The organism is Streptomyces sp. NPDC025806 (assembly GCF_055558275.1).
In genome coordinates, this window is sequence record NZ_JBVHMU010000020.1 from 87738 (window position 1) to 100345 (window position 12608).

The 12608-nt window shown below is 70.9% G+C and carries 9 protein-coding genes and 4 tRNA genes; 6 read left to right on the plus strand and 7 right to left on the minus strand.

The genetic code is table 11. From position 1 onward, the window contains the following. Positions 1 to 147 precede the first annotated feature (147 nt). Complete coding sequence (gene bldC / locus ACZ4E1_RS33850) at positions 148 to 354, plus strand: developmental transcriptional regulator BldC (RefSeq protein ID WP_003949541.1); 207 nt, start codon at positions 148 to 150, stop codon at positions 352 to 354. 550 nt (positions 355 to 904) lie between these two features. Here bldC and ACZ4E1_RS33855 read toward each other — a convergent pair. From ACZ4E1_RS33855 to hrpA, 3 genes are all read right to left on the minus strand, one after another. Next, entirely contained in the window at positions 905 to 1129 is a 225-nt protein-coding gene (locus ACZ4E1_RS33855) for a DUF6274 family protein (RefSeq protein ID WP_467546728.1), read from the minus strand. Positions 1130 to 1460: 331 nt separating this feature from the next. Continuing rightward, positions 1461 to 1535 (minus strand) — tRNA-Asp (locus ACZ4E1_RS33860). A gap of 95 nt (positions 1536 to 1630) precedes the next feature. Further along, the gene (gene hrpA, locus ACZ4E1_RS33865) at positions 1631 to 5638 is read right to left on the minus strand and encodes an ATP-dependent RNA helicase HrpA (protein ID WP_467546730.1); all 4008 of its coding nucleotides are present in this window, start codon (positions 5636 to 5638) and stop codon (positions 1631 to 1633) included. A 126-nt stretch (positions 5639 to 5764) separates the two neighbouring features. On the opposite strand from hrpA, the gene ACZ4E1_RS33870 reads away from it, so the two are divergent. Together ACZ4E1_RS33870 and ACZ4E1_RS33875 are read left to right on the plus strand one after the other, a co-directional pair. Then, the gene (locus ACZ4E1_RS33870) at positions 5765 to 6859 is read left to right on the plus strand and encodes an ABC-2 transporter permease (protein WP_467546732.1); all 1095 of its coding nucleotides are present in this window, start codon (positions 5765 to 5767) and stop codon (positions 6857 to 6859) included. Positions 6860 to 6882: 23 nt separating this feature from the next. Further along, positions 6883 to 7326: a hypothetical protein gene (locus ACZ4E1_RS33875; protein WP_467546734.1), complete on the plus strand. Its 444-nt coding sequence runs from the start codon at positions 6883 to 6885 to the stop codon at positions 7324 to 7326. Positions 7327 to 7372: 46 nt separating this feature from the next. On the opposite strand, the gene ACZ4E1_RS33880 is transcribed toward ACZ4E1_RS33875, so the two are convergent. From ACZ4E1_RS33880 to ACZ4E1_RS33895, 4 genes are all read right to left on the minus strand, one after another. Beyond that, positions 7373 to 7449: transfer RNA gene (locus tag ACZ4E1_RS33880), tRNA-Phe, on the minus strand. 22 nt (positions 7450 to 7471) lie between these two features. Continuing rightward, positions 7472 to 7546: transfer RNA gene (locus ACZ4E1_RS33885), tRNA-Asp, on the minus strand. A gap of 38 nt (positions 7547 to 7584) precedes the next feature. Beyond that, positions 7585 to 7657, minus strand: a tRNA-Glu gene (locus ACZ4E1_RS33890). Between the two features lie 80 nt (positions 7658 to 7737). Then, the gene (locus tag ACZ4E1_RS33895) at positions 7738 to 9288 is read right to left on the minus strand and encodes a metallophosphoesterase family protein (RefSeq protein WP_467546736.1); all 1551 of its coding nucleotides are present in this window, start codon (positions 9286 to 9288) and stop codon (positions 7738 to 7740) included. Between the two features lie 58 nt (positions 9289 to 9346). On the opposite strand from ACZ4E1_RS33895, the gene ACZ4E1_RS33900 reads away from it, so the two are divergent. The 3 genes from ACZ4E1_RS33900 to ACZ4E1_RS33910 all read left to right on the plus strand — a co-directional run. Further along, the gene (locus tag ACZ4E1_RS33900) at positions 9347 to 9697 is read left to right on the plus strand and encodes a metallopeptidase family protein (RefSeq protein WP_384618905.1); all 351 of its coding nucleotides are present in this window, start codon (positions 9347 to 9349) and stop codon (positions 9695 to 9697) included. A 135-nt stretch (positions 9698 to 9832) separates the two neighbouring features. Further along, positions 9833 to 10360: a hypothetical protein gene (locus tag ACZ4E1_RS33905; RefSeq protein ID WP_467546739.1), complete on the plus strand. Its 528-nt coding sequence runs from the start codon at positions 9833 to 9835 to the stop codon at positions 10358 to 10360. A 237-nt stretch (positions 10361 to 10597) separates the two neighbouring features. Continuing rightward, on the plus strand, positions 10598 to 12608 hold a 2011-nt coding region (locus ACZ4E1_RS33910), incomplete at its 3' end, for a DEAD/DEAH box helicase (protein ID WP_467546741.1).

A 12608-nucleotide genomic window follows, 5' to 3' on the forward strand; every position in this document is an offset into this window, starting at 1 on the left:
GACGGATGGTGTAGTTGTAGTGCCGAGGACAAGCCGTTCGTCCTATAACCGACTCGACCCGTGTCCGCCATATCGGGCAACGCGGGTCAAGGTGCAGAATTTAAAGGAAAGAACCGAGAAGGTTCGGTTCTCCCGAGGAGGCCGCTCATGACCGCTCGCACCCCTGATGCCGAGCCGCTGCTGACCCCCGCTGAGGTCGCCACGATGTTCCGCGTCGACCCGAAGACGGTCACGCGCTGGGCGAAGGCTGGCAAGCTCACGTCGATCCGCACGCTCGGCGGGCACCGCCGTTACCGCGAGGCCGAGGTCCGCGCTCTGCTTGCGGGTATTCCGCAGCAGCGCAGCGAGGCCTGAGGACCCCGCAGAACGCGGTGCATATCGGGCGTTTCGGGTCCCCCAACCCGTACTGCGCCCACCCCATAGCTCCACACGACGCGGGACCTGCCCCAACAGGCCCCCTTCTTATGAAGCGCCACGAAGCGTCATCTCCACTGCTTCACACGGTGCGTCGTCGATCGCGCTGGACTCCGCCGGGTCCAGCGCGATTTTTTTGTGCGCTGGGCGGGGTGCCGGCCGGGGGGTCGTGGGGGCTGTGGCGGGGGTTCCGGTGCGGTCTTGGTGGGTCTTGGGGGAGTCTCGGCGGGGCCTCTGGCCAGAGCCTGACGGAGGGCCGATGGAGGGCCGGTGGACGCCTGTGAGGGTGGTGCAATTGCACATATTAAATTGAGGAGTTGTAGGGCGGCTGTAAGAAACGGTGTTTCCAAAACAAGTTCGGTGACACCCGTCACATGCCCTGAATCTTGTTGCCGCAGATGCCCGTGCGCTAGAGGGGCCGGCGGGGGTGGGAGGGTCTCCGACTCTCCCCAGGCTGCCATCTGACGGGCGGCTTGTGGGTCGGCTTTCGTCACCCCTTCGAGGGACTTTCGTCCTCGCCCCCGTCGGAGGCGCTCTCACGGCCCGTCAGGGCCTGCGTGAGGTCCTCGGGGGCGAGCTCCCCGCCCGGCTCCATGGCGAGCCGCAGGAGGCGATGGCAGATGGGGCAGTGCCGGGTGACGTGCCGGTAGCCGGAGGCCGCGGCGAGGTGCGCGCGCAACAGGGCCCGGGTCTCGTGCCGTACGGGTGCCGCCATGCCGCCGCCTCCCCTCCCGCGGTGCGGTGCGTTGCTTCTGGCGTACTCAGCACCCGAGTACCCGTCAAGAGCGCGGGCCTACCGGGGTGCGGCGGGAAGGGCGCGGCCGCCTGGCACACGCAGAGGGCCCGCACCAGCCGGGGTGCGGGCTCTCTGTGGGTGTGGTCCTGGCGGGATTTGCGGTGTCGTCTGCGGTTTCGTCGCGGACGCGGCCTCTGGGGGTGGCCCAGGGGGGGGCGGGTGCACGCGGAGGGTGCGGTCTCCGGGGGTGGTCCAGGGCGGGCGGGCACACGCAGAAGGCCCGCACCATTCGGTGCGGGCCTTCTTACTGCGGTCCTGACGGGATTTGAACCCGCGGCCTCCACCTTGACAGGGTGGCGAGCACTCCAAACTGCTCCACAGGACCAGGTTCGCGGCGCTTTTTCTTCTGCGTTGCGCTGCGAGTAGGACAGTACAGCAGTGCAGGCCCACGCGTCGAACTCACCCCGCGTGGCTGCCTCGTCACGGAACGGCGGCGTCGATCGCCTTCACGATCCGCTTGTCGGAGACGGGGTGCGCGGTGCCCAGGGCGTGGGCGAAATAGCTGACCCGGAGCTCCTCGATCATCCAGCGGATGTCCAGGACCTCCTGCGGCACGGGACGTCCCTGCGGCATCTGTTCGAGCAGCCAGGCGTACTCGTCCTGCATCTCGTGGACCTTCTCCATACGGGTGGTGTCCCGCTGGACGTTGGTCGGCATCTGCTGGAGCCGCCGGTCGGCCGCGACCAGGTACCGCATCAGGTCCGGCAGCCGGCGCGTCCCCGTGGCCGTCACGAAGCCCGGCTTCACCAGCCGGTCCAACTGGGTGCGCACGTCCTGGAGGTTGGCGAGCAGCACCGGGCTCTTCGTCGACTTCAGGCGCCGCTCGCAGGCCTGCCAGGCGGCCAGCACCTGCTGCACCTGGTCCACCGTGCGCACCGTCGCGTCGACGATCTCGGCCCGCACCTTCTCGTAGAGCTTGCGGTACGACTCCTCGTCCCAGACGGGCCCGCCGAACTCCCCGATGAGCCGGTCCGCGGCCGCCATCGCGCAGTCCTCGAACAGCGCCTGGATCGAGCCGTGCGGGTTCGCGGAGAGGGAGAGCTTCGCCGCGTTGCTCAGCTTGTCGGAGGCGAACTTGCCCGGGTTCACCGGGATGTTGCGCAGGATGAGCCGGCGCGTGCCCTTCCACATGGCCTGCGCCTGCTCGGCCTCCGTGTCGAAGAGCCGTACGGAGACGGTGTCGCCGTCGTCGACGAGTGCCGGGTAGGCCTTGACCGGCTGGCCGGCGCGGCGGGTCTCGAAGACCTTCGACAGCGTGCCGAGCGTCCAGTCCGTCAGGCCCGTGCGTTCGAGGGACTCGCCGCCGGAGCGCTCGGCCGTGGCCGCGGCCGCCTTGGAGATCGCCTGCCGGGCCTTCGGCTTGAGCCGGAGCTTCAGCGCCTCCAGGTCCTTGTCCTCGGCGAGATTGCGGCGCCGCTCGTCGACGATCCGGAAGGTGATCTTCAGGTGGTCGGGGATGCGGGTGAGGTCGAAGTCGTCGGGCTTCACCGGGACCCCGACCATCCGCTGGAGCTCGCGCGCGAGCGTGGCCGGCAGCGGCTCCTGCAGGGGCACGGCCCGCTCCAGGAACGCCTTCGCGAAGTTCGGCGCCGGCACGTAGTTGCGCCGGATCGGCTTGGGCAGCGAGCGGATCAGCTCGACCACCACGTCCTCGCGCAGGCCCGGGATCTGCCAGTCGAAGCCCTCGTCCGTGACCTGGTTGAGCACTTGGAGCGGGATGTGGACGGTGACACCGTCCGCGTCCGCGCCCGGCTCGAACTGGTACGTCACCCGGAACTTGAGCTGCCCCTGCCGCCACGAGTCCGGGTAGTCGGCCTTGGTGACCGCCTCCGCCGACTCGCGGATCAGCATCGAGCGCTCGAAGTCGAGCAGCTCGGGCTCGTCCTTCTGCTTGTGCTTCCACCAGGAGTCGAAGTGGGCGCCCGAGACGACATGCTCCGGGACCCGCTGGTCGTAGAAGTCGAAGAGCGTCTCGTCGTCCACCACGATGTCGCGGCGGCGCGCCCGGTGCTCCAGCTCCTCGACCTCGGTCAGCAGCTTCCGGTTGTCCGCGAAGAACTTGTGGTGGGTGCGCCAGTCGCCCTCCACCAGCGCGTTCCTGATGAACAGCTCGCGCGAGACCTCCGGGTCGATCCGCCCGTAGTTCACCTTGCGCTGCGCCACGAGCGGGACGCCGTACAGCGTCACCTTCTCGTACGCCATCACGGCCGCCTGGTCCTTCTCCCAGTGCGGCTCGCTGTACGTGCGCTTGAGGAGGTGCTCGGCGAGGGGCTCGACCCACTCCGGCTCGATCTTCGCGTTGACCCGCGCCCACAGCCGGCTGGTCTCCACCAGCTCGGCCGACATCACGAACCGCGGCGGCTTCTTGAACAGCGCCGAGCCGGGGAAGATCGCGAACTTCGCGTTCCGCGCGCCCACGTACTCGTTGCGACCGCGATCACGGCCCGCCTGCTTGGGGTCCTTGGACTGCGACTCCTTGGACTCCTTCACGTCCTTCATGCCGATGTGCGAGAGCAGACCGGACAGGAGGGAGACGTGGATGGAGTCGCCGGGGGCGTCGTCCTCGTTGAGGTGGATGCCCATCTGCTTGGCGACCGTGCGCAGCTGTGTGTAGATGTCCTGCCATTCGCGGATGCGCAGGAAGTTCAGGAACTCGCGCTTGCACATCCGGCGGAACGCCGAGGAGCCGAGCTCCTTCTGCTGCTCGCGCACGTACCGCCACAGGTTCAGGAAGGCCAGGAAGTCGCTGGTCTCGTCCTTGAAGCGGGCGTGCTGCTGGTCGGCCTGCTGCTGCTTGTCGGAGGGGCGCTCGCGCGGGTCCTGGATGGACAGCGCGGCGGCGATCACCATGACCTCGCGCACGCAGCCGTTCTTGTCCGCCTCCAGGACCATGCGGGCCAGGCGCGGGTCCACGGGCAGCTGGGCGAGCCGGCGGCCCTGCTCCGTGAGCCGCTTGCGGACGTCCTTCTCCGCCGGGTTCAACGCGCCCAGTTCCTGGAGCAGTTGGACGCCGTCGCGGATGTTGCGGTGGTCCGGCGGGTCGATGAAGGGGAACTTCTCGATGTCGCCGAGGCCGGCCGCGGTCATCTGCAGGATGACGGAGGCCAGGTTCGTGCGGAGGATCTCCGCGTCCGTGAACTCGGGGCGGGCGAGGAAGTCGTCCTCCGAGTACAGCCGGATGCAGATGCCGTCGCTCGTACGGCCGCAGCGGCCCTTGCGCTGGTTGGCGCTGGCCTGGCTGACCGGCTCGATGGGCAGCCGCTGCACCTTCGTACGGTGGCTGTAGCGCGAGATGCGGGCCGTGCCCGGGTCGATCACGTACTTGATGCCCGGGACGGTCAGCGAGGTCTCCGCCACGTTCGTCGCGAGGACGATCCGGCGGCCCGTGTGGCGCTGGAAGACCCGGTGCTGCTCGGCGTGCGAGAGCCGCGCGTACAGCGGCAGCACCTCGGTGAACCGGTACTTCTTCTTCTCCAGCGCGTCCGCCGTGTCGCGGATCTCCCGCTCGCCGGAGAGGAAGACGAGTATGTCGCCGTCCCCCTCGCGCTGGAGCTCCTCGACCGCGTCCGTGATCGCCGTGATCTGGTCGCGGTCGGAGTCGTCCGAGTCCTCCTCCAGGAGCGGGCGGTAGCGCACCTCCACCGGATACGTACGGCCGCTGACCTCGACGATCGGGGCGTCGCCGAAGTGCCGCGAGAAGCGCTCCGGGTCGATCGTCGCCGACGTGATGACGACCTTCAGGTCGGGGCGGCGCGGCAGCAGCTGCGCCAGGTACCCGAGCAGGAAGTCGATGTTCAGGGACCGCTCGTGCGCCTCGTCGATGATGATCGTGTCGTACGCGCGCAGATCGCGGTCGGTCTGGATCTCGGCCAGCAGGATGCCGTCCGTCATCAGCTTCACGAACGTCGCGTCCTGGTTCACCTGATCGGTGAAGCGGACCTTCCAGCCCACCGCGTCGCCCAGCGGCGTGCGCAGCTCCTCCGCCACGCGCTCGGCGACCGTACGGGCCGCGATCCGGCGCGGCTGGGTGTGCCCGATCATGCCGCGCACCCCGCGCCCCAGATCCAGACAGATCTTCGGGATCTGCGTGGTCTTGCCGGAACCGGTCTCACCGGCCACGATCACGACCTGGTGATCGCGGATCGCGTCGGCGATCTCGTCCTTCTTCTGGCTGACCGGGAGCTGCTCGGGGTACGTGACCTCGAGCTCGGCCCGGCGGGCCCGGCGCGTGTCCGTGCGCACCGCGGCCTTCTCGGCCTCGGCGTCGATCTCGGCGATCACCGCGGCCCGGGCCTCGGGCTTGCGGATCTTGCGGGCCCCTTCCAGCCTGCGACCGAGGCGGTGGGCGTCGCGAAGGGAGAGCTCGGACAGGCGTCGCGCTACGGCGGCGATCCGGTCGGCGGCGGCGGGGGCAGGCTGCGTAGACATACGTCCTCCAGGATCTCACCTCGGAGAAATTCGTGGCGAACGGTTTTGCCGCGGGCCCGGCCCTGGGGGAGGGACGTGGACCCTTCTGGGATGTATGCGGCTTATACGTGCTTTAGCGTGCAGGGTATGTCGCCCCTGGCCGATGACGAACAGCCGCGCCCGCACCCGCCGCACGGTGAGCACGGACGCCCGCCCACCCGGGCCGACCACTGGGCCAACTACAAGAAGTCCCCGTTCCTGCCCGCGACCGTGCTCGTCCTCATCCTCGCCGCCGCGGCCGCGCTCTTCGCCGCCGCCTACACGTACTCCATGGCCAACCCGACCCCGCACCACATCCCCACCGGCGTCACCGGCCAGTACGACCAGGCCCGCGGCCGGCAGTTCCTCGGCGCGATGGAGAAGGCCCTCGACGCCCAGCTCGACCTCAAGCCCTACGCCTCCCGGCAGGACGCCGCCGAGGCCATCGACGAGCAGCGCATCTACGCCGTGATGGACGTGCGGGACGGCGGCGACCGGGTCCTGCTCGACGTCTCCGGCGCCTCCGGGTTCTCCGTCGCCCAGGTCTTCACCGAGGCCGGCCCCGCCGTCGGCAAGGCCACCGGCATCCCGGTCACCGTCCGCGACGTGCGCCCGCTGCAGAGCGGCGACCCGCGCGGCCTCACGATCTTCTACATCTCGCTCGCGGCCGTGATCATCGGCTTCGTCGGCGCGATCCAGCTCAGCGTCCACGCCCGCGGCCTCAACCCGGCCGAGCGGATCGCCTTCACCGTCGCCTACGCCCTGCTCGGCGGCTTCGCCGTGGCCGCCGTCGCCGACTGGTGGCTCGGCGCGGTCGACCTGCCCTTCGTCGAGTCCTGGCTGATCCTAGCCCTGACGATGTTCACCTGCGGCATGGTCTTCACGATGTTCAACACGTTCTTCCACCGCTGGGCGATGATCCCGACCTGGGGCCTGCTCGTCCTGCTCGGCAACCCGGCCTCCGGCGGCGCCGTCGCCCCGCCGCTGCTCCCCACCTTCATCGGCCGCCTCGGCCAGTGGCTCCCGCCCGGCGCCTCGGTCAACGCCCAGCACACGGCGGTCTACTTCCAGGGGAACCAGCACGCCTTCCCGTTCCTGGTCCTGACCGCCTGGTCCGTCGTCTCCTGCGCCCTCTTCTGGTTCTGGCGCCACCGCCACCCGGGTGGCCGCGGCACCCAGCCCGTGCACGCGGCACCGGTGTAGCCGCCGACTCGTAGGCTCCAGCCATGCCGAACGAGCTGTCTGTCGTGGACCGGCTCGCCGCCCTGCCGTTCCCGCCCGAGCCGACGCGGCCCCTGGAAGGCCGGTGGGGCGGACCCGGCCACCATCTCGCCGTGCTCCGCGAGAGCCGGGACTTCTGGGACGACCGGGACACCGAGACCGTCGAGGCGGCCGAGCGGGAGATCGAGGCCGCGCACTCGGAGCTCGCGGACCGGCTGACCGGACGCTGGGGCGCGCCCCTGGAGATCGACCTGTGGCCGTACGTGGAGGCGGACGGGCCGGTGCCCGAACCGCTGGGCTTCCTCAGCGGCATGGCCGGGACCGTCCAGGTGTGGCGCCTGCCGGTCACCGACCGCTGGATCGGGCTGGCCGTGGGGCAGGCGGACCCGGAATGGCCCGTCCAGTTGCTCCTCGCGGTCGGCGAGACCGTCGTGCTGCCGGAGAACTGACCCGGAAACGACTTCGGGCCCCGTCCGATGGACGGGGCCCGAAGGCTGGTGGCTGGGGCCGGGGTCGAACCGGCGACCTATCGCTTTTCAGGCGATCGCTCGTACCAACTGAGCTACCCAGCCACGAAGTTCCGAAGAACTTCGGCGGTCCTGACGGGATTTGAACCCGCGGCCTCCACCTTGACAGGGTGGCGAGCACTCCAAACTGCTCCACAGGACCAAGCTGTTGCGCGACCAAGTGTCGCACATTGTGTTGCGTGCCCCCAACGGGATTCGAACCCGTGCTACCGCCTTGAAAGGGCGGCGTCCTAGGCCGCTAGACGATGAGGGCTATCGGCCCGCCTGCGCGCTTCGCAGCGCGTCGGGGACGTGAGAAGCATATGGGATGCGGGGACGGTTCGCCAAAACGGTTTACGGGGTGCCCTTCGGAGGGCTCGGCGACGGCGTGGCCCCGGGCTGGTTCTCGGCCGGGAGATGGCGGCTGACCTCGGCCGTCGTCAGGCCCAGGCCGCCGAGCCTGATCTCGTCCCAGGCCTGGAGGCGCTTGGTCGTGCGGTCCAGATAGAGGACCGAGGCCTCCACCGGGTCAGGCTCCTTGTCGTCGACGGCGCGCAGCCCGCTGCCCCCGGTCGAGCCCTCGATCCGCAGCCGGGTCCCCAGCGGCAGCACCTCCATCTCCTGGTGGTGGATGTGGCCCGCCAGGACCAGCGGCACCGCCCCGTCCGTCTGGCGGGCGGCGAGCGGGTTGTGCGCGAGCGCGACGTCGACGGGCGTGCCGGCCGCCCGCTGGTTGCGCAGCGCCGAGGCGAGCCGGATGCCCGCGAGACGCTCGGCGGGGTCGCCGAGGGCCTTCGTGGAGCGGTCCGGGGTGTACTGCGGGTCGCCGGTGCCCGCGAAGCGCAGGCCCGCGACGGTGGCCGCCCGGCCCTCGTCGAGCACGTGCACGTTCTTGAAGCGGCCCAGATAGCGCTGGGTCTCCTTCGAGTCGTGGTTCCCGCGGATCCACACGTACGGGGCGCCCAGGTCGGCGACCGGGTCGAGGAAGGCGTTCTCGGCGGTGGAGCCGTGGTCCATGGTGTCGCCGGTGTCGACGATCACCGAGATCCGGTACTGCTTCACGAGCGAGGCGATGATCTTCCAGGACGCCGGGTTGAGGTGGATGTCGGAGACGTGCAGGACGCGGATCGTGGACGGGTCGGGCCGGTACGCGGGGAGCGTGGACGTCACGTCGTAGAGCTTGGTGACGTTGGTGACCAGGCGGGCCAACTCCTGCTGGTAGACGTCGAACTCCGTGACGATCGAGCGGGCGTTGCCGACGACGGAGGGGGCCGAGGAGAGCAGCCCGGAGAACTTCGGCTCCAGGACCGACTTCGGGTTCCAGGTGGCGTACGCGCTCACGCCCGAGGCCATCAGGAGCGTGAGAGCGAGGCCGCCGGCGGCGAGGGCGCGGCGCGGGCGGCGGTAGACGGCGAGGCCGAGGGCGGTGGCGCCGGAGACGACGGCGACGCAGGAGCGCAGGGCCAGGTCGACGGTGCCGTGCTCGACGTCGCGGGCCACCTCGTCCTGGAGGCCGGAGATGCGCTCGGGGTGGTCGACGAGGGCCTGGGAGCGGTCGGGGTCGAGCCGGTCGACGTCGACGTCCAGGCGGATCGGGCCCGTGTGCGAGTCCAGCTCCAGGGCGCCGAGCGGCGACACGTTGATCTTCGTGCCGCCGGTCAGGGACGGCCGCAGCGTCATCTTGGTGTCCATCGGGCCGACCGGGGTGCGGACGCTGCCCACGATCAGCAGGCCCAGCCAGGCGCCGAGCAGGACGACGGCGATCAGGCCGAGGGCGCGGGTCAGGGGGTGCGGCGGGTGGACGAGCTGGAGGGCGACGGGGCGCGCGCGGGGGGCCCGGGCTCCCCGCACGGCGCGGAGCGCCCGGCGCAGGACACGTATGGCGGCGACGGTCGGGCGGGCCATTGCTCCCGTATGCCCAAGTGGGCGGGTGGATATGCGGGTTGTGCCGGACAATGGCCGGGTGCTGGAGATGACGCGTGAGGAGTTCGAGGAACTGGTCGCCGAGGCGCTCGACCGGATTCCGCCCGAGTTGACGCGGCTCATGGACAACGTGGCCGTGTTCGTGGAGGACGAGCCGCCCGCCGACGACCCCGAGCTGCTCGGGCTCTACGAGGGCACGCCGCTGACCGATCGCGGTGAGTGGTACGCGGGGGTGCTGCCGGACCGGATCACGATCTACCGGGGGCCGACGCTGCGGATGTGCGAGGCGCGGGAGGACGTGGTCGCGGAGACGGAGATCACCGTGGTGCACGAGATCGCGCACCATTTCGGGATCGACGACGCCCGACTGCACGCGCTCGGATACGGCTGACGGGCGGTTCCGGCCAGGGTGGCGCGTGTCTTCTTGCGGGGCGCGGGAGTTGGGAACGGTGTCCCCGTTCCGTGCCCCGGAGGTGCCCCCGTGCGCCAGCTGCCCGTATCCGTTCGTGTCCTTCGTCTGGGGCGTGTGGCCGCGGCCACGGTGGCCGTCGCCGCGGCCGCCGGGTGCATGAGTGTGGCCGACGGCAAGGACGGGCCCGCGCCCTCGCACTCCGCCTCGCACCGCGGTGGCGCCGCGGCCCCCGAGGGCGGTACGGCGGACTCGGGCGGCGCCGCCGGGCCGCGGGCCGGCCGTGACCCCGGCCGCGCGGGGGCCTCGGACGGGGCGGACGACGACGCGAAGGGCGCCGAGGACGGCAAGGGCGGCAAGCACGGGCACGGCGACGAGGGGGCGGACGCCTCGGCGGAGCCGTCCGGGGCGGCGTCGCCCTCGCGCGGCGGGCGCCCCACGAAGCCGGCGCCCGCGCCCTCCCCGGGCCGGCCGACGCCGCCGCGCACCACCCCGCCGGTGACGACGCCCACGCCGGACCCGACCCCGTCGCAGACCCCGCCGCCGTCCCCGACCACCGCGGAGCCCTCGTCATCGGCGCACGAGCAGGCCGGGGCGCGCGTGATGATGGGGGAGCCGACCCCGCGCGCCGGGGCGCCCGCCTGAGCCCTCGCGGCCCGCTGTGAGCGGGGTCTCAGGGATCTGGTTTGCCTCGGGGGTGGGTGGGTGCGTATGGTGGTAGATCGTTTGATCCCATTTGCCCGGCGCCGCAGAAGAGAGCGCCGTGTGGCGCGTACTCTCCCTTGCCGTGGCTGGACCGCATTGAGGCGGTCGACTTGCGAAAGCGCAATTACACGGAGTTGACGGGCGCGTGCCGAGACTCCGGAAGGTTTCGCATTTCGCATGTCCATTTCCTTTGAGAACCTCGCTGACCAGAACGTCGACGTCGCCGTCGAGAGCGACGTGAACGACGAGGCCGTCATCGAGGCAGCGGCCCCCGAGGCCCCCCAGGCCGACGTCGTCGAGGCCCCCGAGGCCGAGCTCGACGAGACCGAGGACGCCGAGCCCACCATCACCTTCGCGGACCTCGGTCTGCCCGAGGGCGTCGTCCGCAAGCTCGCGCAGAACGGGGTGACCACCCCCTTCCCGATCCAGGCCGCGACCATCCCGGACGCCCTGGCCGGCAAGGACATCCTCGGCCGCGGTCGCACCGGCTCCGGCAAGACCCTCTCGTTCGGTCTGCCGACGCTGGCGCGTCTGGCCGGCGGCCGTACCGAGAAGCACAAGCCGCGCGCCGTCATCCTCACCCCGACCCGTGAGCTCGCGATGCAGGTCGCGGACGCGCTGCAGCCCTACGGCGACCAGGTCGGCCTGAAGATGAAGGTCGTCTGCGGCGGTACGTCGATGGGCAACCAGATCTACGCCCTCGAGCGCGGCGTCGACATCCTCGTCGCCACCCCGGGCCGTCTGCGCGACCTCATCAACCGCGGTGCCGCCGACCTCTCCGAGGTCGAGGTCGCGGTCCTCGACGAGGCCGACCAGATGTCCGACCTGGGCTTCCTGCCCGAGGTCACCGAGCTGCTCGACCAGGTCCCGGCCGGCGGCCAGCGCATGCTGTTCTCCGCCACGATGGAGAACGAGATCAAGACCCTGGTCTCGCGCTACCTGAACAACCCGGTCAGCCACGAGGTCGACGCCGCCCAGGGCGCCGTCACGACCATGTCGCACCACATCCTCATCGTGAAGCCCAAGGACAAGGCGCCGGTCACCGCGGCCATCGCCTCCCGCAAGGGCCGCACGATCATCTTCGTCCGCACCCAGCTGGGCGCCGACCGCGTCGCCGAGCAGCTGCGCGAGTCCGGTGTGAAGGCCGACGCGCTGCACGGCGGCATGACGCAGGGCGCGCGCACCCGCACCCTCGCCGACTTCAAGGACGGTTACGTCAACGTCCTGGTCGCCACCGACGTCGCCGCCCGCGGCATCCACGTCGACGGCATCGACCTGGTCCTGAACGTGGACCCGGCCGGCGACCACAAGGACTACCTGCACCGCGCGGGCCGCACCGCGCGTGCCGGCCGCACGGGCACGGTCGTCTCCCTGTCCCTGCCGCACCAGCGCCGCCAGATCTTCCGCCTGATGGAGGACGCGGGCGTCGACGCCGGGCGTCACATCATCCAGGGCGGCGCGGCCTTCGAGCCGGAGGTCGCCGAGATCACCGGCGCCCGCTCCATGACCGAGGTCCAGGCCGAGTCCGCGGGCAACGCGGCGCAGCAGGCCGAGCGTGAGGTCGCCTCCCTGACCAAGCAGCTGGAGCGCGCCACCCGGCGGGCCGGCGAGCTGCGCGAGGAGGCCGACCGCCTCACCGCCCGCGCCGCCCGTGACCGTGGCGAGGACGAGGAGGGCGTGGCCGCGGCCGTCGCCGCCGCCGCGGAGGCCGCTGCCGCCGCCGTCGTGGTCGAGGTCCCGGAGCAGCCAGAGCGTTCCTCGTACGAGCCGCGCCAGCGCCGTGACGACCGGGGCAACTACGAGCGCCGTGACCGTCGTGACGACCGGGGTGGCGACCGCGGTGGCCGTTCCTTTGAGCGTCGCGACGACCGGGGTGGCGACCGTCCGTTCAACCGTGACCGCCGTGACGACCGTGGTGGCCGTTCCTTCGAGCGCCGTGACGACAACCGTGGTGGTGGCTTCCGTCGGGACAACGACCGTGGCGGCTTCAACCGCGACGACCGCGGCGGCCGTTCTTTCGAGCGTCGTGACGACCGGGGTGGCGACCGTGGTGGCCGTTCCTTCGAGCGCCGCGACGACAACCGTGGTGGCGGCTTCCGTCGGGACAACGACCGTGGCGGCTTCAACCGCGACGACCGCGGCGGCCGTTCTTTCGAGCGTCGTGACGACCGGGGTGGCGACCGTGGTG